21 protein-coding genes are annotated in these 23532 nt (G+C 63.1%); 8 read left to right on the top strand and 13 right to left on the bottom strand.

Translation table 11 applies throughout. The features are described from left to right. Nucleotides 1-159: 159 nt before the first annotated feature. Nucleotides 160-954, bottom strand: a complete 795-nt coding sequence (locus ITJ66_RS16605) for a class I SAM-dependent methyltransferase (RefSeq protein WP_194645331.1) — start codon at nucleotides 952-954, stop codon at nucleotides 160-162. Between the two features lie 244 nt (nucleotides 955-1198). Beyond that, nucleotides 1199-1807 carry a TIGR00730 family Rossman fold protein gene (locus tag ITJ66_RS16610; protein ID WP_194645332.1) on the bottom strand — a complete coding sequence of 203 codons (609 nt, stop codon included), beginning with the start codon at nucleotides 1805-1807 and terminating at the stop codon, nucleotides 1199-1201. Nucleotides 1808-2075: 268 nt separating this feature from the next. Here ITJ66_RS16610 and ITJ66_RS16615 point away from each other — a divergent pair, with 268 nt between their 5' ends. Continuing rightward, nucleotides 2076-2534 carry a GNAT family N-acetyltransferase gene (locus ITJ66_RS16615; RefSeq protein WP_194645333.1) on the top strand — a complete coding sequence of 153 codons (459 nt, stop codon included), beginning with the start codon at nucleotides 2076-2078 and terminating at the stop codon, nucleotides 2532-2534. A 6-nt stretch (nucleotides 2535-2540) separates the two neighbouring features. Here ITJ66_RS16615 and ITJ66_RS16620 read toward each other — a convergent pair whose 3' ends face one another. From ITJ66_RS16620 to ITJ66_RS16635, 4 genes are all read right to left on the bottom strand, one after another. Next, the gene (locus tag ITJ66_RS16620; protein ID WP_194645334.1) at nucleotides 2541-2729 is read right to left on the bottom strand and encodes a hypothetical protein; all 189 of its coding nucleotides are present in this window, start codon (nucleotides 2727-2729) and stop codon (nucleotides 2541-2543) included. A gap of 185 nt (nucleotides 2730-2914) precedes the next feature. Next, nucleotides 2915-4210: a sensor histidine kinase KdpD gene (locus tag ITJ66_RS16625; protein WP_194645335.1), complete on the bottom strand. Its 1296-nt coding sequence runs from the start codon at nucleotides 4208-4210 to the stop codon at nucleotides 2915-2917. After that, complete coding sequence (locus ITJ66_RS16630) at nucleotides 4210-4866, bottom strand: response regulator transcription factor (RefSeq protein ID WP_194645336.1); 657 nt, start codon at nucleotides 4864-4866, stop codon at nucleotides 4210-4212. The genes ITJ66_RS16625 and ITJ66_RS16630 overlap by 1 nt, the downstream gene beginning before the upstream one ends. Nucleotides 4867-4922: 56 nt before the next feature. After that, nucleotides 4923-5825: an endo alpha-1,4 polygalactosaminidase gene (locus ITJ66_RS16635; protein ID WP_194645774.1), complete on the bottom strand. Its 903-nt coding sequence runs from the start codon at nucleotides 5823-5825 to the stop codon at nucleotides 4923-4925. A 397-nt stretch (nucleotides 5826-6222) separates the two neighbouring features. Here ITJ66_RS16635 and ITJ66_RS16640 point away from each other — a divergent pair, with 397 nt between their 5' ends. Together ITJ66_RS16640 and ITJ66_RS16645 are read left to right on the top strand one after the other, a co-directional pair. Next, the gene (locus tag ITJ66_RS16640) at nucleotides 6223-7035 is read left to right on the top strand and encodes a CPBP family intramembrane glutamic endopeptidase (protein WP_194645337.1); all 813 of its coding nucleotides are present in this window, start codon (nucleotides 6223-6225) and stop codon (nucleotides 7033-7035) included. Nucleotides 7036-7213: 178 nt separating this feature from the next. Beyond that, complete coding sequence (locus ITJ66_RS16645; RefSeq protein WP_194645338.1) at nucleotides 7214-7558, top strand: hypothetical protein; 345 nt, start codon at nucleotides 7214-7216, stop codon at nucleotides 7556-7558. 383 nt (nucleotides 7559-7941) lie between these two features. Here the strand turns inward: ITJ66_RS16645 and ITJ66_RS16650 are convergent, their stop codons facing one another. Both ITJ66_RS16650 and ITJ66_RS16655 read right to left on the bottom strand, forming a co-directional pair. Further along, complete coding sequence (locus ITJ66_RS16650) at nucleotides 7942-8211, bottom strand: hypothetical protein (protein WP_228501961.1); 270 nt, start codon at nucleotides 8209-8211, stop codon at nucleotides 7942-7944. Between the two features lie 196 nt (nucleotides 8212-8407). After that, nucleotides 8408-8917 carry a hypothetical protein gene (locus tag ITJ66_RS16655; protein WP_194645339.1) on the bottom strand — a complete coding sequence of 170 codons (510 nt, stop codon included), beginning with the start codon at nucleotides 8915-8917 and terminating at the stop codon, nucleotides 8408-8410. A gap of 1466 nt (nucleotides 8918-10383) precedes the next feature. Between ITJ66_RS16655 and ITJ66_RS16660 the strand changes: the two genes are divergently transcribed. Then, nucleotides 10384-11109, top strand: a complete 726-nt coding sequence (locus tag ITJ66_RS16660; RefSeq protein ID WP_194645340.1) for a hypothetical protein — start codon at nucleotides 10384-10386, stop codon at nucleotides 11107-11109. Between the two features lie 210 nt (nucleotides 11110-11319). Here the strand turns inward: ITJ66_RS16660 and ITJ66_RS16665 are convergent, their stop codons facing one another. Beyond that, the gene (locus tag ITJ66_RS16665; protein WP_194645341.1) at nucleotides 11320-11817 is read right to left on the bottom strand and encodes a GNAT family N-acetyltransferase; all 498 of its coding nucleotides are present in this window, start codon (nucleotides 11815-11817) and stop codon (nucleotides 11320-11322) included. An 801-nt stretch (nucleotides 11818-12618) separates the two neighbouring features. Between ITJ66_RS16665 and ITJ66_RS16670 the strand changes: the two genes are divergently transcribed. Continuing rightward, nucleotides 12619-12900, top strand: coding sequence for a hypothetical protein (locus ITJ66_RS16670; protein ID WP_194645342.1), 282 nt, complete (start codon nucleotides 12619-12621; stop codon nucleotides 12898-12900). Nucleotides 12901-12996: 96 nt separating this feature from the next. On the opposite strand, the gene ITJ66_RS20235 is transcribed toward ITJ66_RS16670, so the two are convergent. Next, nucleotides 12997-14517 (bottom strand): LuxR C-terminal-related transcriptional regulator, encoded by a 1521-nt coding sequence (locus ITJ66_RS20235; protein ID WP_370582688.1) that lies wholly within the window; start codon nucleotides 14515-14517, stop codon nucleotides 12997-12999. Nucleotides 14518-14941: 424 nt separating this feature from the next. Between ITJ66_RS20235 and ITJ66_RS16680 the strand changes: the two genes are divergently transcribed. Beyond that, a complete protein-coding gene (locus ITJ66_RS16680) occupies nucleotides 14942-15634 on the top strand; it encodes a helix-turn-helix transcriptional regulator (protein WP_228501962.1) in 693 nt (230 codons plus the stop codon). 214 nt (nucleotides 15635-15848) lie between these two features. After that, entirely contained in the window at nucleotides 15849-16472 is a 624-nt protein-coding gene (locus ITJ66_RS16685) for a TetR/AcrR family transcriptional regulator (protein WP_194645344.1), read from the top strand. Nucleotides 16473-16582: 110 nt separating this feature from the next. Here ITJ66_RS16685 and lysX read toward each other — a convergent pair whose 3' ends face one another. Continuing rightward, a complete protein-coding gene (gene lysX, locus ITJ66_RS16690) occupies nucleotides 16583-19999 on the bottom strand; it encodes a bifunctional lysylphosphatidylglycerol synthetase/lysine--tRNA ligase LysX (RefSeq protein ID WP_370582689.1) in 3417 nt (1138 codons plus the stop codon). Between the two features lie 159 nt (nucleotides 20000-20158). Between lysX and ITJ66_RS16695 the strand changes: the two genes are divergently transcribed. After that, nucleotides 20159-21328: an alpha/beta hydrolase-fold protein gene (locus tag ITJ66_RS16695; protein WP_194645346.1), complete on the top strand. Its 1170-nt coding sequence runs from the start codon at nucleotides 20159-20161 to the stop codon at nucleotides 21326-21328. Here ITJ66_RS16695 and ITJ66_RS16700 read toward each other — a convergent pair whose 3' ends face one another. Both ITJ66_RS16700 and ITJ66_RS16705 read right to left on the bottom strand, forming a co-directional pair. Beyond that, nucleotides 21329-22072, bottom strand: a complete 744-nt coding sequence (locus tag ITJ66_RS16700) for a response regulator transcription factor (RefSeq protein ID WP_194645347.1) — start codon at nucleotides 22070-22072, stop codon at nucleotides 21329-21331. It lies immediately after the preceding gene. Nucleotides 22073-22094: 22 nt separating this feature from the next. Next, the gene (locus ITJ66_RS16705; protein ID WP_194645348.1) at nucleotides 22095-23363 is read right to left on the bottom strand and encodes a glycosyltransferase family 1 protein; all 1269 of its coding nucleotides are present in this window, start codon (nucleotides 23361-23363) and stop codon (nucleotides 22095-22097) included. Nucleotides 23364-23532 lie beyond the last annotated feature (169 nt).

Here is a 23532-nt window from a genome sequence, read left to right on the forward strand (position 1 = left end):
GCGACAATGACGGCGGCCACAGCGAACATGGCGCGGAGGGGGGCGATCGGCAATCGTGTCGTCACGGCGAGGACCGGGTTGAGCTCCGCGAACTGCAGCGCCCCGAACCATGCGGCAGTCGGCCCTGCCCACCACCCCGTGGACGAGGTGCGGTGCCGGTCACGGCAGGCCGACGATGAGGCGGAGCGAGCCGTCCAAGGCGGGTTGCGTCCGCAGATGCCCGTATCGCCTATCCCAGGCACCGGATGCAAGATCGGCGTGGAGGAGCCGTTGGAAGCGGGACTCAGTTTCCGGGTGGACGAAGCTCCATGCGGAGTTCGCGCGTCGCGCGCCGGGATCGAGTAGCGCCTCAGGTCGGCCGTAGTTCTCTTCGGAGAATCCGTCGACGCACGACAGTGGGATCGGCACCGTGCGGGCTTCGACCCTGCCGCCCAGCCCTGCTCGTAGGTCAGCAATGGCCGGGTAGCGGCTGGCCTCGACGGTGGTGACTTCGGGAGCGTAGTCATGGATCCACGACCGTTCCAGCACGGCCGGGTCGCATGTGAGGATCACCACTGGCCCCTGGGTCACTCGACGGATCTCGTGCAGGCCGGCGCGAAGGTCGCGCCACTGGTGCACCGTGAACGACGCCAAGGCAGCGTCGAAGCTGTCATCGCCGAAGGGGAGGTCTTCTGCTGCAGCGTTGACAACCGGGGCCGACCCGGCAGGGCGTTGTGCGCGCATCGCGGCGCTCGGCTCGACCGCTGTTACCCGCAGGTGTCTCGGTTCGTAGGAACCGGCGCCGGCACCTACATTCACCAGCGTGCGCGCGGTGCCAAGGGCCTGGCTGATCGCGGCCAAGAACGACGGTTCAGGTTGCCGATAGCCGGAGTAGCCGGCGCCGATCGCCCCGTAGTCCGCATCCCCGGCGCTGCCGTCAGAGCAGCGTTTCACTGATGAGCGTTCTGAAGTCATGACACCAGCAAACTGCGAGCGATGTGCCCGCACCACCTGCATCCGAGACTATGGCCGTACAGATCGCGCCAATCGAAAAGGGAGCGGTGTGTGCCGTACCCGCCAAGTCGCGTCTGGCACGCTTGTCCCATGGACACTTCTGTGAGTAGGCGAGTCCCAGAGTTGATTGCGTCGGCCGTGCTCGAACGATATGCCGTGCATTGCGAGAACTAGGAGACTCAGGCGCGGCAAGGCGAGCAGGTCGTTACTTCCACTTCGCAGGCTGAGGCACCCAAGCATCGAGGGATTGGAGGAGGCTCGAGGGTGTGCGTTCGACGATGAGGGATGCCCGGAATCGTTCTGCGAGGAATCCCTGTGAGGTCATGGCGTCGAGGGCGGTCAGCAGAGGCTGCCAATAACCGCCGATGTCGTAGAGCGCAATAGGTTTGCTGTGAACGCCAAGCTGTTGCCAGGTCCACACTTCAAACAGTTCCTCTAGCGTCCCGGCACCGCCAGGGAGTGCGACGAAGGCGTCACCTAGGTCGGCCATCTGAAGTTTTCTTGCGTGCATGTCCGGTACTACGTCCAGGTGGGTGAGGTTGGTGTGTGCGATTTCACGGTCGACCAGCGCGCGAGGCATGACGCCGTGCACCGTCCCGCCGGCTTCAAGCGCGGCGTCGGCAAGGACGCCCATCAAGCCGACTCGACCGCCGCCATAGACGACGCCGACTTCTGCCGCGGCTACGGCTCGTGCGAGCTTCGCGGTTTCATCTGCGTATTCCGGCAGGTTCCCCAGAGCAGAGCCCGTAAAGACCGTTATCCGTTTAACGGTCCGGTCGCGGTGCAAACTGATTGGTTCCGTAGCGATGGTCATACACGACCGTCCTTTCGTCCAGCATCGGCCCCGTGCGTCCGATGCAAGAACAGCGCGACGAGGCCTTGGTAGTAGCTTTCCGGTCTCATCGCCTCGGCGAACCGGACATCGAGCTCCGCCCGCTCGCGGAGCAATCGACGCACCAGTTCCACCGTTCGCTCAGCAATGGGCGCTCCCGAAGAGCCTCTGAGATCGTAACCGACATGCCTTCGACTACGGGGGCCCCCACTCGTCAAGTCGAGATCGGCCCGGGTGGTTTACTTGTGGTATGGAACTTGAGCAGTGCCGTGTGGCCGACGTAGCGGCCTTGACAGCGTTCTTGAGTGAGGTCGATCTCACGTTGAGCGGTCTGGACGCGCCGAGCGTGCGAATGTGGATCGAGTGCGATGAAAGCGGCGCGATCGTCGGCAGCACCGGGTACGAGATCAGCAGCAATGGTCGCCACGTGTTGATCCGGAGCGTGGCGGTGAGTCCGACGCATCGCTCGCGTGGCCGGGGCAGTGCTCTTGCGAGCTTCGCGCTTGAGCGGGCGGCCGAAGAGGGCGCGGTGAGGGCGTGGCTATTCAGTCGTCGTTCGGGGCCGTTCTGGCAGGGCTTGGGTTTCGAGTCCGCTGATCGTGACGAGCTTGCTGAGGCGCTGGCTGACACTCATCAGGTGCGTCTGTTCCAGCAGACCGGGCAACTGGGCCGCGAAGTTGCCTGGTCGCGCGCGCTTGTCGCATCCTGACCTATTTCAGGCCGCGCCCGCGTGCGATGTTGGCTGAAATAGGATGCCGATGCGAAGCGCGGCGTAGAGGACGTCAAATCTGCGTCGGGCGAGAGCAACGATTGCCCGGTTGTGGCGCTGGTCCTTGGCGGTCTTGCGGTCGTCGTAGGTGCGGGACTCGGGGCTGCGGTATTCGGTGAATACGGGAAGGAACATCGCGTTCTTGACGACCTTGATCCCGAGTCGTGACGAGCACTTGCCTCGGATCGAGGAGCCGGATCGCCCGGCGGGGCGAGGCCGTGGTGGGCGGCAAGGTGCACGGCGGTGGGGAAGCGGTTGCAGTTCGGAGGCATGCCGAGACCGCGCCGCCGATGCTGAGCGACTGCGCACCGTGGACGAACTCACGTAGCCCGCAACGGCTCTGGCGATCGTGGAAATGTGAGTTCGACGCTTGTGCAGTCCGGCGTCCCACTCAGGCGGAGGATTGCGCCATGCTGCTCGGCAATCCAGGAGACCAGCGTCAGACCAAGCCCGTGATTATCCGAACCACCTCCAAAGCTCGCGAACGGCCGCACGATGTCGTGACCTTCGGGCAGCCCGACGCCATTATCACGGACGCTCACCGTGACCGTTTCGTCGTCTGTCTCGACAAGAACACTGACCAGCAGCAGACGTCCGTCGATGCCCCCATGCTTCACTGCGTTCTCTACGAGGTTTATCAATGCGTGTCGCAACAGGCTCGGGTCCCCGATGACGCTGACAGGCTCATCGATCTCGACGAGCACCGATGCGCTGACATGCTCGAGGTCGGCTGCGATTCGGTCAATTCGCACCACGTCGTGTCGCGAAGTCACGGTTGCATGACCGATTCGGGCAGCGAGGAGGATGTTGTCGACCGTCCTCCCAGTGCTGTCGAGATCGTCAACGAACGACTGAAGTGCGACAGCCTCAGCACTACCGCGCGATGAGTCGCGGAGCAACGACTCGGCCGACGCCCGGACGCGAGCGAGCGGGCTTCGCATCTCATGCGCGGCCATCGCAACGAACTGGTCACGCTCGCTCATTGCAGTCTCCGCGGATCGGAAGCCGCGATGGATTGCAGACGAGGCCACTGCGATGAGCAGCACGTCAAGGATCGCACCTCCTAGGCTCACCGGAAGAAGAAGGTCGCTATCAAGTGCGCTAACTTGAGGCGCTGCGGCCACCACTGCTCCACGAACCCGCGACCCGTCGAACCACGGAAGAGCCACTACCTGCCAGGAGTTCCGGGCGAATTCCGCTGTCCCACGGGTGCCGTGCTCGGCTCTATCAAGGAGAGCACTCAACGCAATGCGGTTTAGCGCTTGGGTCTGTCTCGTCGTGTTACTCGCGACGGCCTCAACCCTCATGGGTGCCCGCGTTTTGCCCGCCTCTGCCTGGTACAGCACCAAGACTGGGGCCTGTTCGAAGACCGCATCGTCGCTCACCGCGTCCGTCCTCGTGTGACCCGCTTCCACATAGACCAAAGCAGCGGCACGCGAGGCGATTCCGTTGAGTCGTTCGTTGAGCGTTCGCGTGCGACCTGCGGTGTCGATAGCCACGAGAGTTGCCCCCAGGCCGACAATGCCGAGCGTAGCGATGAAGGCGAACGTCATGACGAGGCGCGCACGGAGTCGGTGGATGATCCGCGTCGGCGGTGATGCGATGGCCGATCGCATCAGCGGATCGTGTAGCCGATGCCGCGCACGGTGTGAAGGATCGGTGGGTCACCGAGCTTCTGACGAAGAAGCCCGACCCGAACGTCGACAATGTTGCTCCGCGGGTCTGCAAACTCGTCCCAACAGTGCTCGACGAGGTCGCTCCGTGACACGACGTCGCCCGCGTGACGGGTCAGGAAGTGAAGAATCGCAAACTCCTTTGGCGTCAGATTGAGCTGTCGGCCGTGGCGTACTGCCCGGAAGGACACGGTATCGACTTGCAGATCCTGATACTCAAGCAGCGGCGCCTCAGTGGTTGGAGGGCGCCGCGCGATGGCCCTGACCCGGGCCAACAACTCTCCGAGTGCGAACGGTTTGGTGAGATAGTCATCGCCGCCAGAGTCAAGGCCCGCAATACGCTCATCGAGCTCGACGGCGGCTGTCAGGAAGATGACCGCTGTGTGGTCGCCGCGTGATCGCATCGTCTTGACGAGGTCCATCGAATCGCCATCGGAGACGAAACGGTCGAACACTGCCGCGCTGTACTCGGTGATGAACGTGCGTTCATCGGCGCCGGCGAGGCTGTCGGTTTCGTCGACCGCATACCCCTGCGACCGCAGCGCGGTGGCAACGTGAGAACGGACGACCGTGTCATCCTCGAGCAGAAGAACTCGCATGGACCCAGTATTCCCCTTCTAAGGAGACCGCGAGGGCGCATTCGCCGTCAGCGCCGCTATTTCGCCGTGCAACTCCTGTAGACGTATTCGCCATCACTCGGGGTCACTAGGAAATGATCGCGGAGGATCATCGATGCTGGGCGAGCTGGATCAGTACAGGCCTGACTGAACCCTGATTCGCCGAGTTCATCTGTGTACTCGATATCGAACACTGCCTGATATAGGTCAGTGTAAGACGCGCACTCTTTGAATTTGTAGCAGGATTCGGTAACCGCGAAGTCGTAGCCCATGGCCTTGAGCTTCGGGGCGAGATCAGCGGTGTTCTTCTGTGCGATTGCCAGCCCAGAAGCATGGGCCACGGTTGCGTACTCCCTCGCCAACGCGAGGTTGTCATCAGCTGACAGTAGGCCCTGTGACCGGGTGTATGAATCCAAGTTATCGATCTCTACCGCCGCATATCCAGACTTCGCGCAGTCGTCGATCCATGAGCGGACAATGTTCGTCAGTTGAACTCGTTTGGCCTGGGTTGAGGTGTCGAAGATATACTCGTCCTCCCAGCCGGGATCGACGATGGGTATGCCATTCTTTTGCAGTACCAGGTCGGGGTGAGCCTTGGCAAAGGCCTTCGACTCGCTTGGTTGAGTCTGAAATCCATTTACATAACAGATGTTGTAGAGGCTCTGCGCGGGCTTGGCCGTTCGGTCGCGCTCCAGGACGGACACTCCCTTGGGTGGGGTATAAGGGCCGCCGAGCTGATAGTCGAACTGCGAGGCAGCCGGGGGCTGCACCACCTCCCTGACACCTACCGCCTCGACGACGGTGTTGCTGCTGGCCTGGCCCAGGCCAGGGGCGCTGAGGCTTTCGGAGCCGTCCGCGTCGGATGGCGCTGCACAGCCTGTCAGAAGTGCCGCGAGGGCTAACCCGACGATCAGGAACGGGATCCTTTGTTTCTTGGGCATCATGGGGTCTCCAGTCGTCAATTTGCTCTTCGCCCTATGGTTTCTGGCTTCCCATGACGGGAACATGACGCAGGCCAACGGCCCAGTTCGCAGTCGGAGCCGTACTCCGTAACCGCGTGCAGCTAGCCACAGACGATGGCGACCTCGGGCGAAGCGCCCTACGACAGCGGTCTCGTCTTGCCCTCACGCAGTAGGCGGAAGAGGTGGTCACCTTCGCCGCTGACTTCGGAGCATTGTCCCGAACGCGGGTGAAATTTGGGGTAGTCACGTTGGTAGGAGGTGGTCGGGGGACTTGGCGTGCGCCTAGCGTGGATCTCTCAAACGGGCCGCTGCCGCGTTGTTTCCCACCATTGTCCACTCTCGAATACCTGGAGGAAGAAGCGATGGAGTTGGGCATATGACCCCCATGCTGGCGCTAGTTGTCCTGACCTGCATTGCCATCTTGAGTTTCGGTGTGTACGCCGTCGGCTACTACGGGATCAAACGCAGACCCGTTCTTCGGAGTCTTGGTCTGACGTGTGACCGATGGCTTCCCTCAGATGTTGCAATCGGTCTTGCGATCGCGTTCAGTGCGATCGCGCTGGTGTTCGTCAGTGAGGTGCTCATGGGGGCGATCTCGGTCCGACCGGGAACGCTCACGTGGGCGTCATTTGTACCCGACGTTCTGGTGCCTCTGGCGCTTGCGGCGGCCATCGAGGAGACTGTTTTTCGAGTGTTGCTTCTTGGCGGCATGGCCGTCGTGTTGTCTCGGCTGAGACACGGCAGGTGGGTCGCGGTGCTTCTCACAGGTGCTCTCTTCGGTGCGATGCACCTGGGCAACGAAGGCGCGACTGCTGTGAGTGCCGTCGGCACCGGCCTAGGGGGCGTGATCTACGGCGTTGCTTTCCTCGCTACCCGCAGCGTGTGGCTGCCGTTTGGGCTACACCTGGGCTGGAACCTGTCCCAGGGCTTGTTCGGTCTCCCGATCAGCGGACATGTCGTGCCGGGCTGGTTCGCCTCAGCCTCGATCGGCCCGGATGTACTGAGCGGTGCTGCGTATGGCCCCGAGGGCGGCATCCCTGGCATGCTCGCGCGCGTCCTGGTCATCGTGCTCGTGTTCGTCTACATGAAGAAGCGTTGGCCACTGGGGAGTATTGCCACTCTCAGTTTTGCGCCCGATCCGAAGAAAGCGCCTTCAATGGATGCTCGGGACGCTCTTCGGGTCGTTTGACCGGCCAGAACCGTGCCCGTCCGCGGTCACTGCTGCAGGGCAACTGCGGCACACCTTCCCTCAGTGCAATATCCGCACCTCGGCAGCAGCCTTGGCCGTTCCGGTGCTGCTGCTCCTGAGCGCGTGCGGGAGCTCGGGCGGCGAGATTGGCGACGAGGTGCGGATCTCGGAAGGCATGATGACGGTCACGTCGATCGAGCAGCGGACCGCTGAGGACGTCGCCGATCTCGAACTCGACGAACTCGCCGGCCAGACGCCGTACTTCGTGACGTACGAGGTGGCCTTCAACGACGGGTCGGACGGCGACCTCAACGAGAATTTCTGGAAGGCCAAGGCGTCGAGCGGTGAGGCGTCGCCCATCAACGTCCTCAAGTTCGGTGGGGATTTCGAGTGCACCGGTCTCGGCGAGGTGTCCGACGGCAAGGCGGAGGGGTGCCAGCTCATCATGGTGCCGGAGGGTGCGACGCTCGAGTCGGTGTCCTTCGGTGGAGCGGGCACGTGGCGCGCGCCGAAGGCGGAGTGACGCCGAGGCGCAGGCCGCTCCCTCGGGCCGCGAGCTTACGTGTGTAGCCAACCGGAGGTGGCGGGGTGAGATGTGGTTGTGTACAGGGTGATTGTGCTGGTCGGGAAGGTTCGCGGGCCGGATTGGACGGTATCGTTTCCCTCGCTCCCGGCCGATCGAGCCCCACGCTTTTCGGTCGGGAGCGCTGGTGCGTCTGTGCATTGCCGAGAGCTCGCGTGACTGACTTTCTTCGCGCGCCGAGACGTCACCGGGGCTGATGGCCGGTCGCTGCAGGAGCGCATCGATTGGGTGCTCACCGCGCACGCCTGACTCGTCCATGCCCATGCCCATGCCCATGCGGGCTGCGGACGCGGTCTCTGGTGATGAGCCCTGAACCGAGTCAATCAAGGTGTCGAGAGGGTGAACTTCTCTGGCGGGGTCCGCGTGCCGGCTCGGAACGCAGCTAGTCCGGCTTCGTAGTCCATCATTGAACCGACGAAGAGCACGCTTTCGTCGTGTGCGACGTAGATCTTCCCACCGCCGCGCGCGGCGTGCATTACGCAGATTCCGGCGTCGTCCTCCAGGACGAGCGTCTGCACATCAGCGCCTGATGCCACCCGCTCGTAGTAGCGATAGCCCACCGCTGTGAGTCGGCGTATGTCCTCCGCGTCCATCTACGTTCCCTTCATGGCCTGATACCGACGAGCGGGACTGTATGGACGCCGTAGATCGGGGCGGCCTAACCCGCCGTCACGTCGTTGACACGAGGTCGAAAGCTTGTCTCGTTGGCATTCGATCAGCGAGAGTCTTGGAGGATCCGCCACAATTCACCCCGCATATCCGGTTGCGTTGCGTCGCCTTCTCGCCAAATCACTCCCACGACCACGGTAGAGCCCATTCAGGTGGGTCGAGAGCCCGCCCGAGGTCAAACTCCGCGGGCGGAGGTGAAGCGTTGGCGGCGGGCCCGATGGTCCCGTCTGGTATCGAGAGCCACTTCGCACCCGTGGTCGAGAGGAACGCCACGACCTGGGCCCACTGGGTCGGGTCCAGCTGCGTCGCAAGCGAGTCGTCGCTCACAGCGAGGAGGGTGGGGGTCTTCTTGATCAGCGCAGTGCGGAGCAGGTCGATGCCCTCGTCGGTGTCGCCCTCGACCAGCCGTAGCAGTGTGCGGCTATTGACCAGGGCCACGACGATGCCCGCCGTGTACTCCGGGCCGAAGGCGAACTCTGCTCCGAAGGCGCGAGAGTACTCTGCGGCGGGGCGGTCAACGCCGCAGAGCGTCACCGCCTCGCCACCCCCGACGGCTTCATGAACGATGTCGTCGAGGAGGACCTCCAGGGGGGAGGCATCGACCACAACTACGAAGGATGAGACTGGCATCCCCTCACTATTCCCGCTTGTGCTGCGAGATACCAGCCTCAGGCGGTGTCTGATGCTGCTTCAGTGCGTGAACCGTGTTCAATCATCATTGATCGACTACTTGATGTCATCGCCGCCGGCGGTGATGCCCGTCCGCGTCAGCCCTCCACGATGATCGCGTCGATCTTGCTGTTGAGGTCGACCTGCATGGGCATGAAGCGCCCGTAGAAGAACAGTCCTGATGGCCGGGGTGCGCTCGTGCCGTCGGGAGGGGAAGTGACGGCAGATCTGTACCCCAATGCAGTCGGACCGATCACGTGTGCGGGCAGCCGGCTGAGGACCACTGTCGGATAGGGGGGGGGCGACCGCGTCCGGGAGCTCGTCTTCGAAGTGCTTCCTGGCCGCGACGTGAAAGAGAGCGGCATAGACGTTTGACATCATCGCCTCGACACCTTGCTTCGGTTTGGAGGCGACACTGCGGGCGAGGTAGGTCAGCAGGGGTCGGTCAATGATGGGGATCGATCTACCCTCGCCGAGAGCGCTGAGCCGTGGTGGAGAACTCAATCCTGCCGTCTTCCCGGGTGCTGATCGCGAGTCCGTGTTTCGCCTTATTGTTCGCCGAGTTCGTTGAGAGCTCATCGTCCGTGAGCAGATTGACCGCGTGGTTGTACCAGCCGATTGCAGCGCCAGCAGCGGCGTTGGCCTTGTCATCTACGGCCACTCCCGGCGGGTAGAAGTGACCAAGAAAAACCGGGACTTCAGTATCAGCTGGGAGTGCCGTCTTCTTCGCCGCATGCACGAGTTTCGTCGGACTATCCGCAACGGCAAGCCAGATCGATCTCGCATCCCCGTCCCGGGGTCTTGATGTGCCACCGCACACATGACCCGCGTCAAAGCCTCGGCTGCTTGGTGGCGCAGGGCGAGAGCGTCCACAGCAAGCTGTAGGCCGCGCTCCCGCTCATCGAACTCCAGAACGCCCGACTCGTCGGACAAGCCCAACGCATCGAAGAATTCAGGATGGTCAGCGCGCAACGGCGCTCTGCCACCCTCCGCTTCGAGAAGCATGGCGATGCGGGACGCGAAGTGAGGGAGCGGGCGAGCCAGGAAGAACTCGTCGTCGACGGTTCTTGCTTGGGCCTCAGTCAAAGACGTTCCTTCAGGGTGAAGATGCAGATACACGAGTGACCCGTCTGCTGGTTCAAACTATTGGGCTAGCGATCCGCCCACTTGGAACACCTGTCGAAGACCGCCTAGTGCTCGGTGCGATTGCATTGAGGGCCGTGCCGACGGCACGAGATTGGCAAGCGTCGCTTGAGGCGCGACGCAGCTGCAACTTCGGGCCGCGGGTCGGGAGCGCAGCAGTGAGAGCATTGGCCGGTTTTCGACATGGTTGAGTGTCTTCACGTTGTTGGAACCGAGCGGGCGGCTTCACTCACCGCGCTCCAACGAGGTCCCAGTTCGCCCCCACCTGCTGTCATACTCCCAGAATGAGCGCTGAACTCGTCGTTGCGGTCCTCGGGATCATTATCGCCACGGCGCTTACGATCTACGTGTACCGCCGAACGAACCCGAAGAGGGTCATCAGATATCGCGTCGAGATAACGCCGCTTCTCGGCCAGAATCCCGTAAGCAGCCAACTGACTGTAACTCTCGGACCGCAGGCTGTTGCCAACCCACACATCGTCGCCATCACCGTATGGTCCAGCGGTAGAGCTGACATCTCTTCGCAGTCGTTCGACGGCGGCGTCCCGATGGTGTTCGAACTCGGTGCACTGATCATCGAAGTAAACCCGGCGAGCACGCCGCAGGATCCACCGATCGTCGTCCGCGCACAGACACAGCTCGAGTTGCGGCCGTCGTTACTGCGCAAGGGCTTCCAATCACACCTTCAGGTAGTCGTTGATGGTGCACCAACGATTGGTGTTACGCACGCTCTCATCGATATCCCCGTCATCGCTGACGCTGTCGGGGAGACGGGGCGCGTAATCCAGACATCCAGAAGGCCGTTCCGGATCTCCACCCTCAACATAGGCCTGGCGGCACTCGTTGTGGCGCTGGTCCTGCTCACGATTGGGCTGGTTGTCAACATTTCAGACAAAGCTGCCGGACAGGCTTGGGGTTCGCCAGCCATCCTCCTTGGGTTGCTCGCGTTCCCCACCATCCTTATCGGAGGCATCATCCGCATCGTGAAATGGCGCACTGGCCGCAGCTAGAAACGTTGGCCGCTCAACACTGTCGCGTTTCGCTTCCTGCGGAGTGTCGCCGAGACTCGCCCCGACTGCAGTCTTGTCCGACACGCACCGCCAAGTCCAGGCAAAAACGAGGAGTGCTTCGAAACCGGCAACGAAGGCTGCGACACGGTGTGGGGCGTAGATGTTCTGGCCGTGTCTCGGAGGTGATGCGGAAGCGGCCCCACGTGAACCTTATAGGGGCTTGCGCATGACGATTTCCGAGCCGTGCGGTGGGAGCGGGTATACCTCGGTTTCACCCGTCGCGATGAAGCCGCAGCGCTCGTAGAACGCGATGGCGCGCGCGTTATCCTCGTGCACCGCAAGCGTGAGCGTCTCGCCTTCTCCTCGTGCCCATTCCTCGACCCGGGAGAGTAGTGCGCCCGCGACGCCGTGGCGTCGCCCGCGTACCTCGGGTGCCACGAATACGCCAACCAGCAGCGGGCCATGCTCAGTGTGCACGAACCCGCTCATTGTGCCGATCCAGGCCCCAGTCTCATCGATCGCGACGATCGTCAGACTGTGTGAAGCCTGACCGCGCTCACCTCTTGCCCGCCACTCCACTTCTGAGTGTGCTCGAGCACTCTCGGCCGTTTCCGCATACGCGATAGGCGTGTCCTCGATCATCCGGATGCGGAGTTCACGAATCTGCTGCCAGTCTTCCGGGGTCACGGATCGGAGCTCAATAGCCATCCACTGGTGCTAGCCGTATCCGCCCCTCTGAGGCGAACCTGCCGCCACCAGGGTGAAGTCGGGGTGGCATGCAGGTGATATTGGCCGGTTCCTCGTTATAGTCCGGCACCTTCTCGATCTCCTTAGCTGAAACCAACCCTCTAGGAGTGATCGTGTCGACCCCAGCCCAGAACGGCCCTTCGCCGTCGTACAAGCATTACGAGTTGTTCGTGGTGAGCCGCAGTCAGGAAACAGTTCGTATCCCTTGCTGGTGCTCGATAGGAGCCTCTCACACTTACCGAGACTGGCTTGATGCCGGCCGTCCTGACACCGCGGAACCTGCTGATGCTGATTCGTCGCGGAGTAGAGGCTCCAGGTCGGATTCCTCCTCCCCAAAGGGTGCGCGTTCAATTGCATCCCTCGCACACGCGGGCAGTACACGTCCTGTGCAAGGACGCCGTCGTTGACACGGGATCGGAAAGCGCCTGGTCTCCTTCAGACCCAACCGGATCGAGAACTCATGTCGTTGCGTCCTGTCGAAGAAGGACAGCGTGTGGTGGTCACATCGCGGGCGATCGGGCGCACCAACATCGTCGTCGGTACGGTCGTGCGGGTCGGCACCGAACTGCGCGTCGGTCCGCTGCTCTTGCGGGACGAGCTCAGAGGACCGAATCCGTCCGTTCGGATCATCGCGAGCCAGGCCAGGGGTGATGCGCCTTTCTGTGATGAGCCGAGCCCAATGGGCGAGCGTTCTGCGACGGAACCAGGATCGACATCCTCGTGCCTGCTAACTGACGCAATTGTCTTGAGGGAGGAAGGACAGTGATTCAGTCGAATGACCAAGAGTTCTTGGACGCGCCGGCGCCGTGGAACCACGCCTCGGATGCAGGACGCGGTGCGCGGCCGGTGCAGTCGACGTGGGTGCTTGTGATCAATGCCTTGGTGAGGATGCCGCTGGCATTCGTCGGGTATCTGGCCGGGGCAATCGTTGCCGTCGTGGTCCTCGGAATCACCCTGGCCACCGTCGGTGCAGTCGTCGTGGGCGCTGCCGCGCTTATCCGCGTCTCTACCGACGGCGAGCTAGCAGCGCAACTCTTTCAATAGGGGATCGTGGTGACTCGCGGCGGTGTGTGTCGCTTTGCCCGGGGGATCAGATCACTCTCGCGCCGAGGGTCTCCACGGCCACGGGCATGAGGTTCATCACATCTCGAGGTCTCGACCACTTCGCAGGGCGTCCTCGCGGGAGTGGACGCCCAGCTTCCGGTAAAGCGTCCGCACGTGGGTCTTCGCAGTGTTTGGTGAAACATGTAGGTCCGTGGCGACCTCTTTGATGGTGCGATGCACGCGGAGCGCCCCGAGGATTTCCAGCTCGCGTGGGGTGAGCTTCACGCGGTCACTATGGACCCACGGTTGAGGCACCGTTCCCACCCATGTGCCGACCAGCGGCAGTAACCGCTGACGTAACTCTGTTGGAGCGGCCATCAGCGCCCACCGTGCGCCGTCATGCGTGACGGCGCTCGCCGCCAAGTGGATCGCACACCTGCTGCCTCGCTCGCCCATCGCTAATTCCGCGGCACCGTAGATGACTGCTCCGCTTGGTCGAAACCGCACAGCGGCTGTGCTGCCATGACGCGACTCCTCCTGCTGGAGCAACTGCAGCACCGATTCAGGTCGGCCTTGCAACATCGATTGACGAGCCTGCGCCACAACCACATGTGACTGAGGTATCAGAAGACCTTTCGTTCCTAGAACCCGATCCGCCGCGCGCAAGTCTCCGGCCGCCTGGAACAGGCCAACGAGATCGGCTCGGAGTACCGCCCCTCCAAAGGAGGCAGGCGCGGTGCGCAGGGAATCGACCTCGAGATGCATCGTGACCCGATGGGCAGCATCCCAAGGCGCTTCGTGGGCAAGGGCGAGCATGGCCTCGGCGTGAATGACCATCCATCCGAATTCAGCGTCGCGAATCGTTCCGTCGATCTGCTGCAAGATCGCGTCCGCTGTCTGAAGATCGAGCGTACCGACCGCTACGAGTAGTCGTGCGACTACTCCCGCAGGCTCGCGGAGATACTTCAGGGTACCCGGCTCGCTGCGGATGAAGTCCTCGGGGAGGAGCTCAGCCGCCTGGGAGTATCGCTCATTCAAAGCGTGGGCAAGGGCCAGGTGTTCGCGTCCAAACGTCGCGTAGGGGTGTTCGGGTTCAGACGATGATCGTCGGGTGACCTCGATGAAGCATGATGCGGCAGCGTCCAGCTCCCCAGCGAGAAGTTTCCCGATCCCACAGCCAAGAAGTACCGCCGGCATGATGTCAGGTAGTCCCGCAGCATCGAATGGGGCGGACTGGAGGTATTGAAGGGTCGCGTCCACTTCGTTCGAAGCGTCCCTGTACCAAGCGTGCGCGATGAGCACGCGAAGCCTCTCCAAGCGACACGCGAGCACGTCTCGAGGGGCGTGCGCATCTTGAGCGGCAACCCACGCTTGGTACGGTGCTGCCGCTTCACCGTTGACAACCCTGCGTGATTTGCACACCGCATCAACGATCGCTCTTGAGAGCAATAGTCGAGGATATTCCTCGAACCACTGGTGTGGCGCTCGATCGAGGACTGACTGCACTGCGGCGGCGTCTTCGAACAGGTAGCGGTAGAAAGATGCGTCAAGCAATTGGCTGACGGTCTCCCAATCTTCGCGAGCTGCCGCTCGCACGAGGTCGTCAATCACATGCACCGTTCTCTCCTGACCGCGTCGTGCGACGACGCATCGGCAGGTCGGGTCCCGGCAGCGCTCGCACGATCGCGCGAACCTCTGCCGCGTACTGAACGCGGCGAGGATCGATAGAACCAGTACATGTGCACGAGGGGCGTCAGGGCATCGGGTATTTGTCCGATTTTTGCGTCACTCCGCGCGCGACCGCTATCTGGGCAGCGCTCGAAAGGGTGATATTCGGATGAGCGCAGGGTGATGTTCCCCACGGTGCCCGTCATTCTGCCGCGCGACCGGTGTCGTCTAATACGCACCGACCTGCACGGCGCCTAATGGATCGGCGAGTTTGCTCCGAGCTGCGGAGGCTTTGCCTCATGTGTCGACAGGTCAGGAGCTACCCTCGCGCCCCATTTGTAGTCACGTCGGATGACGTGAGAAGGACCCCATCTTGCCTGGACCCCATGTCATCGCCGGAATCGCCTCGATCGGTCCGGCCGCCCACGCAGTGTCTGCGCTCATCGACCTGCGGGCGCTCGTCCCATATACCTCCGCGCTGCTCACCTATCGCCATCGATTCGATGAGGAGGACAGGGTCCTTTTCAGTTACAAGATGTGCCTGGAGCAGATTCGTGCCAGTCTCTCGACGTTGACGCTTGTCCGCGAGGGCCAGCCCGACGCCGACTGGGCGGGACGGAAACCCTCCGACCGCCTACGTCTGATGCGCGCATTCGCGACGTCTGAGGCCGGACGGTCATCTGAAGACGTCGCTGGAGGTACCGCCGTCTCGATCCAACTCGTCTCTGACCACCGCACCGTCGGCTCGCTGCATGTTCGTTTTCGCGCGCCGGCGATCCTGTCTGGAACTGAGATCCAGGCCATTCGTGACTGCTGCCGCTCGGTCGAGCGCGAAATGGCGGCGCTCGCACGGTCGGCTGACGTCGGCCTGACCAAGCGCGAGCGAGAAGTCCTGAACCTCCTCGCCTCGGGCGCCAGCAATTCTGAAATCAGTTCTCTGCTTGCTGTGTCGCGGCACACGGTGAGTACGCATCTCGAGAGCATCTTCATGAAGCTAGAAGCCACCAACCGCGTCCAAGTAGTGCGTAACGCGCTCCGTCGCGGCCTCATTGACGAGTGCCCATGATCCGATTCGTAGCTTTCGTGAAGCTGTCGAACGATGGGGGAGCTGGTGTCTCGGCGGGGTGAAAACGGGGTGAAGTTTCTTCATGGCGAACAAGAAGCGACCTATATTAGCGCCAGCGAGGGATGAGAATACTCTACTGGGGCCGCGAGTTCCACCTCGACCTGCATCCAATTCGGCACCCGTCCAGCAATTTCATTCCGGGGGAAATACCAACATGCCAAACGCCGAAGAGACCAGTCCTGATCACGGACACGACGCTGTTTCGGCGGTGTCGGGAATGAATAGCCGCGATGCGTTTGTGCGTCCGCGGATGTCGTGGGAGTGGTCGCAATTGGACGTGGTGGTTCGTTCTCGACGATCGCGCGCTGCTGTCGCCGCAGCCATCCTGGAAGCGGCCGAGGAAAGCCCCGCCACGCAGCTCAGTGTTGCCTTCGTCGCGAAACGTGCTCGGGTCACTCGTCCGACGTTCTACAGCCACGCGGACTCGCCTCAGGAACTGCTGTCACAGGTGCTTCTCGATCGTCTTGAGGTAGAGCGTCGCCGCGCCGACCTGCCGAAAACGCCGGCGGGCGTCTTTCAAGCTGTGACGAACCACGTGAACCAATACTTGCGGGTGTACGAGATCTCGCTACTCGATTCGGCCGCTGCGTCCCTCCATTTCCACGATCTCGCGCTCTACATGGCTGTGCAGCTGACTGATTCCAGCAATCTGCGCTGGCTCGACGCGCTTGGAATCGGGGCAGCAGCTTCCGAGCAGTTCCGCTGGTGCGTGTCGCAGAAACTCCCGCTCGACCCGTCGTCCGGGGAGCGGCTGTACCACGGCAGGTCTCCGTTCTGAACGCGCCGATGAGCTCGAGGCCGTCTGGCTACCTGGATCCTCGCTGATCTCGCTACAGTGTCGGCTTGTTCGCGGCCCCGCGAACGCCCGACCGCTGCTCAGGTATCGGCTCAAGCTTGTGAGCTGAGTGCGGTCGTGCGCACGAACGGGAATGTGATCGACTCGCGGATGGTCGTGCCCGTGAGCATCATCACGATGCGGTCGACGCCCAGCCCGAGTCCTCCTGTGGGTGGCATGCCGAACTCCAGTGCGTTGAGGAACGACTCGTCGAGTTCCATGGCTTCGGGGTCGCCGCCAGCGGCTCGTTGAGACTGCGCCGTCAAGCGCGCTCGCTGTTCGAAAGGATCGGTCAACTCGGTATAGGCCGTTCCCAGTTCGGTACCGAAGGCGACGAGGTCCCAGCGTTCGGCGAGTCCTTTCGATGATCGGTGCCCTCTCGCGAGAGGCGAAGTGCTCGCAGGAAAGTCCACATAGAATGTCGGTGCGCCGGTCGTGGGTTCGACAAGCTTCTCGTAAAGACGCTCGATCAGGCGGCCCGCGTCGTCGCCCGGCTTCGCTGTCAACCCATAGCTCTGAGCGATGGCCACGAGACGGCTGAATTCGGAATCCACCGTGAGTGTCGTTCCGGTTGCTGCGGAGACCGCGTTGCTGACGGTCACCACAGGCCACTCGTCCGCAAGGTCGAAAGCCGAGCCGTTCGGAGAACTGATAATGGTGGATCCGTGGACGGCCAAGGACATGCTTCTGATCAACCGCATCGCGAGCCCTCGCATATCGGAATAGTCAGCGTAAGCACGGTAGGCCTCGATCGCGGTGAATTCCGGATTGTGGGTGGCGTCGGCGCCCTCGTTCCGGAAATTGCGGCCGATCTCGAATACCTGCGGGAACCCAGCAACGATCAGTCGTTTGAGAGCCAGCTCCGGTGCGATGCGAAGCGTGAGTTCGGCCCGGTAGGCGTTGATTCTCGTCCTGAAGGGACGAGCTGTTGCGCCGCCATGAACGGCTTGGAGGATTGGCGTCTCCACCTCCATGTACCCGTCTTCGAGCAGGCCGACTCGAAGCGCCTGTAGCGCATTCGAACGTGCCTTCACGACACGCGCCGCCTCCCGATTGACAGCTAGATCGAGGTGACGCTGCCGGATCCGTGTTTCCGGATCGATGAGCCCGCCGTGCCGAGGCATGTCGTGAAGGGACTTGGCCGCAAGCTGCCATGTTGTCGCGCACAGGCTGATCGTGCCGGTCCGGCTGGTGCCGATGCGTCCGGTCACCGAGATGAGGTCGCCTGGCTGGACACGCCGGAGGGCCGAGAGACGCTCCGTGCCGTCCGCGGTCGCGATGACTTGCAGGACGGTGTGTTCCTCGGAGATGTCTAGGAACAGGACCCCGCCGTGATCGCGTCGACGGAGTACTCTGCCCGCAACGGAGGATGACGCATCTCCACCGCTGGGACATGCCTTTCCGGTATCGAGCGGCTCGGAACACAGAAGTTGAGCGATGCTGGTCGTGCGCGGAACAGTCGCAGGATAGAGCTCTGCGCCCCGCTCTTGCTGCTCGAGTGCCCACCTCGCGCGCCTGAGATGCGTGCCGCGACGCAAGACAGGTGTCGCGGCCTCGGCCAGTGGCAGACCAAGTTCTGCAACTCGGGCGGCGAAGTCCGTCGGACGGTGAGAACCGTGCCCGTGCAATGTCAGGCGGCGGCATCGGCGCTTCGACAGCGAGGGCGCCAGGAAACCCTCGGCCCGGGCCGCGGCGAGCCAAACCCGTCCAAGGGATGCGCTCCGTTCATGGCAGACGAATCGTGTCCGCCAGTCCGGGGCGTACCGCTCGTTCGCCCGTCGCAGCGAGTCGAGTTGCCACCGGTGCGACAGTGCCAGTAGAAGGCGTCGCTTGATCCGCAAAAGGTGCCCTGCCCCAGGACGCTCGCCACCGACGAGGACCTCTCGGAACATGGAGAAATTCAGCGAGAGGCGGGTGACCTGGCGGTCTCTTGCATGTTCGACGAGCCAGCGCACCAGGAAAGCTGTTGTCCCGTTGAGAGCGTCAGGGCTTCTCCTCATGAGGTCGAGGGAGAGGCCATCGTGGTTCCAAGGGACGAAGACGAGTATGGCCTTGACCGCATCATCGGCAGCATGCGCGGTTACGATAGTCAACTCCGCGTCGCTCGGATCTCCGAATCGTGAAAGCGCCATCGAGAAGCCTCGTTCGACGCCGTCGTCACGCCAGATGCCGGCGAGCTCGACGAGTTTCTGAAGCTCCGCAGGATGGATTTCGCTCTGCTTTCGTATTCTCGGTCGGTAGCCCGCCCGCTTGGCGCGGCGCGCAGCCGCGGACAATTGCGGATCCCTGTTCAGTTCGGCGATCGAGCGTTCATCGGTTCGTATGACGGCCTCCTCACCCATCGATCTCGCCTGTAGTCCGAGCTTTCCGTAGCACCTCGCACCTTGTTCAGTCGCGGCGAGAGCGGCTGGGATCCATCCGAACCGCCGTGATTGATCGACGAACGCCGCCGCAGCTGAGCTCCACGCGGGTCCGTGTCCGATCGGATCGCCGCTGGCCAACGCGATTCCGTCGACGAGACGGAACGAGACCGCGGCTCGGCCGTCAGCTGAGAAGACGACCGACTTCTCGCGACGCGTTGCGAAGTAGGCCAGCGAGTCCTCTGTCCGTGAGTCGAGGATCAGACGACGGAGGGCAAGCTCCTCGGACGCGGACATGGGCCGGGAGACGCGGGCCGTGCGCAGCAGGATCAAGAGCGCGACCACCAGACCCGCAGCCGAAATCGAGGAGCTGTACAAGGAAACGAACTCACCCGGCCGGGTCCCCTGATGGTGGAGGAGATCATCGAGCGGTTCCAGCCCGATCGATGCACTCACCGCCCACAGCCACCCATCCCGTTCCGATGTCAGCGTCCCAGGGGACATCTGGGCCAGGACACCGCCCCCGACCGCAGCCACGGTGAGCGACCCGATCAGCACGAGCGCCGCGGCCCGGTGAGCGGCAGGTTGCAGGCGGGCGGAGAACTGTCTCCGTGCGAGGAGGAGTGCTCCGATCACCGCGACAGCCAAGCAACCTGCCGCGAGGTCAGACCAGTTCACCGACGCGGAGTAGCTGAACCCCGCGTTTGTGGCAACAACCTCCCAGATCGCTGTGACCACATTCGGCAACTCGAACACGACCGTCAGCGCCATCGCAGCTCTCTGTCTCCGAACAAGACCCGTGCCCAGAATGAGGAGGAGGACTGCGTTGAAGGCGAACGGGTCAGGCGACAACCCGAAAACGGCCAGAGACCATCCCGCCCAATACATCTCCGCCGGAAGCAAGAGCTGGGGGATGGACATGACCAGCAGGACGACTGCGAGGATCTGCAGGAAGCGCCCCAGGCACAGGGGCACCAGTGCGCTCCACCTCGCGCCCGAGCGCGTCGAACGCCGACCATGGTGCGGACGGAATCGAGAGGTTCTCGCGCGTGGCTGTCCATCTCCCGGCAGCGACGTCCCGGGTCTCTTCGTCGTGTCCATCCGGACCATCTCTCCTCTTTCCCGAACCGGAGAGTCATGGTGCTTGATCCAGGTAAGCGGTTGGTAAGAGTCCGATGATGTGGGCCGACTGTCCGTGTCAGTTGGCGTAGCTTGAGGTGGACCTCACAACCCACTCGCGCCGTGTGCGCCGCACGAAAGGACGTGGACGTGGACGTGGACGTGGACGCGCCGATCCAGCTCCCGGCGGCGGTTTCGGGAGACCTCGGCGCGGACATGCTCGCGACCTACTGGCCCAGCGTGATCGCACTTTGCATGGCGTTACTGCTGGCCGGGTGCCTCGTCCTCAGGGTGAGGCGTCGCCGAAGCGGACGAAGGCGCACCGTGGGGACCGTCATCGCCTTCAGCGCGCCTGCTGCGTTGGCCGTCCTGTGTTCGATTGCGCTTGGAGTCAACACCTGGGTGGGATACTTCCCGTCGGTCGCGTCGATACAGCGTTGGCTCGACTCCGCTCCGCAGGAGCCGGTCACCGCTTTGCCGACATCTGCTGTGCAGGGCGGAGGCCGTGCGGTTCCGCAAGGTGGCCAGCGCGTCACCAGCGAACAGCACGGCTATGCCTTTCTCACGACGGTGCCCGCTGGCGGACGTTCGGCTCCTGCCGCCGGCGCATGGGTGTATCTCCCACCCGGATACGACTCGGCGGGGACGCGCACACGGTACCCGTTGGTCGTTGCGCTGCACGGCTCACCGGGCAGCGCGGCCGACTGGTTCGCCGCCGGACGGCTCGACCAGGTATTGGACATCCTCATCACGACTGGCGCGATACCCCCGGTTGTCGTGGTGTCGCCTGATCTGAACGCAGGCCCAGATCGTGTCGACCGCGAGCCCGTCAACCTGCCTCACGGCCCGCAACTTGAGGACTGGGTCGTACACGACGTCGTCGGATGGGCAGATCAGCATCTTCGCACTCAGGCAGACCCCGCGCACCGGGTGATCTCGGGGATGTCCTCCGGCGGGCTCGGAGCGCTCATCGATGGGCTCCACCATCCTGACGTGTTCGGTGGCGTGGTCGCCATCATGCCCTACACCAAGCCATTCACGCCTGCGCTTCGTGACGATCCGACGGCATTGCGCCGCGCGTCCCCTCTCGATGCCATCGCCGATGCCCCTGTTGGAGGCGCGCAGCAGTTCTTTCTCGGTCAAGGAGACGAGGAGGCGACCGATCAGGCTACGACGATTCGAGATGCGTTGCGCAGGGAGGGTCATCCGGCGACGCTTCGGGTGCTCCCCGGGCTGGCGCACAATTGGACGGGTGCTCGGACGATCATGCCGTACGGGCTGGTGTGGATCGCATATCGGCTCCATTGGTCGAACCCCTGATCAGGATCGACCGAGATGTCCGTCCCCGTGTTCGATGTCGCTGGGCGCTCGGAGCATGTAGCCGACGCGCCGGATCGTGTGGATCATGCGAGGCCGTCCAGCATCGATCTTCCTCCGAAGGTAAGAGATGTACATCTCCACGATCTTCGATTCTCGGCCGTAGTCGTACTCCCAGACACGGTCGAGTATCTGATGCTTGCTCACTACCCGGTTGACATTGTCCGCGAGGTATCGGAGGAGCGCGAATTCCGTCGGAGTCAACCTGATGTGTTCTCCCGCGCGAGCTGCTGCATGGCTGTTCTCGTCCAGCGTGAGATCACCGATCAAGACAGGTAGAGGGTCAGCTTGCCAGATCATGCGACTGCGGCGCGAGAGACCTCTCAGGCGAACCATGACCTCTTCAGTGCTGAAGGGTTTCGACATGTAGTCGTCGCCCCCAGCCGCGATCCCGGAGATTCGCTCGGAGACCGAGCTGTGCGCAGTCAGGAAGAGGACGAGTGTGTCTGGCAGCTCAGCTCGAATGCGCTGGAGCACTTGTAGCCCGTCGATGTCGGGTAGAGAGACGTCGAGGACAACCAGATGCGGGCGATGTGACTTTGCCTGAAGGATTCCCGCTTCACCGCTCGAAGCGGTGAGTACCTTCCAGCCCTGTCTGCGGAAGACCAGGGCAAGTAGACGCTGGAGGTTCTCGTCGTCGTCGACGATGAGGACTCGGATTCGTGCGATGTCTGGATCGGGGGACATGTCTTCCGTTCAATCAACGTGTCTATCGGCGCCATCGTCCTGCGATGAGCTGCGGCCCACTGGGGCAGATCGACGTGCGCATCGCGCGCTCGAACTGCGCCACGAACTGCGTGCCCGGGTCGGACCAGTCCGCGGCGGTGATCGACGCCGAGATCCGCTTCGCGTGCTCGACCGCGTCGGGCCGTTCGACGATGTCGACGAGGCGACGGGCGATGGCCGCGGGCGACAGCGGGACGTATTCGATGTGCCGGCTGTCGAGGACCCCGGTCGTGTTCGGGCTGTCGTTGACGACGGGCACGACGCCGGAGGACATGATCTCGAGCGGCAGCAGGGACATGTCGGTCAGCGAGAGGACGAGGCCTGCGGCGCAGCGGTTGTAGACCGCGTTGAGCTCCGAGATGTCCATCGCCGACCGGTTGACGAACGGGAACCCGGTCTCGTATCCCGACATGTCCCAGCCGACGAGGTTGATCGTGATGTCGGGGCGCAGGCGGTGGAACTCGGTCAGGGCGAGTTCGCCGATCTCCCAGCCGCGTCGAGGTGTCGGCGGGCGGGCGTAGAACAGGATCTCGGTGCGGGGCGCGTCGTTCACGTGCGAGTAGTGCTGCTTGTCGACCGAGTAGTCGAAGTGGTCGCAGCTCATCCCGTACTCGTCCGCGACCTTCTGCGCGAGCCACGGCCCTGCGGAGAAGCCGTGGAACCCGAACCGGTAGGTGTTCTCCGCGAGGACGTACTCACTGCTGGCCGGGTAGAACCACGGTTCGAAGTCCTGCACGAAGGAGAACCGCTTGGCCGGCCCCTCGGAGCGGAACGCGGGGTAGGCCGTCTGCCAGTCGGAGGAGACGACGACGTCCGCGCCCGGCGCGATGCCGGTCAAGGGGTCGTACCGGACGATGTCGGCCTGCAGCTCCGGGTACGCACTGCTCGCCGCCATCATCGCGCGGATCCCGCGGATGTCGACCGCGGGTTGAGCCGACGCCTGGTACAGGTAGATCGTGAGCCGGTGCCCGGCGCGCTCGAGGAACTCCATGAACCGGAAGGCGTTCTGGTGCCCGCCCGAGGTCCGGCTCGGCGGCGAGATCAACCACGCCACGTCGTACGGGCGCTCCGGGAACTCGGCGGCGTTGAAGTTCCGCGGCACCGTCCAGTCGGCGGCGATGGCGTCGCTCGGGTAGAGGTCCGTCGGCTTGCGCCGCATCGGGTTGAACCGTCCGTCGGCGAAGTGCGCGGCACGCCAGAGCGTCGACCGGACGCCTTCGCCGCGGATGGCGCGGAGCCCCTGCCCGATCACGCCCATAGGATCAACCCGCGAGTGCAAGAACGAGCACGAATCCGATGCCCGTTGCACCTGCGAGCACAAGCCAGACGAGCGCGATGTTTCCGATCACAACGGCAGGCGAGCCTGTCGGGTCGACTGCCTTCCTGCGGTTGCCAGGGGTCAACTTCTTCACGATATGCCT

This window comes from Plantibacter sp. VKM Ac-2885 (assembly GCF_015351205.1).
GTDB classification, from domain to species: Bacteria; Actinomycetota; Actinomycetes; order Actinomycetales; family Microbacteriaceae; genus Plantibacter; species Plantibacter auratus.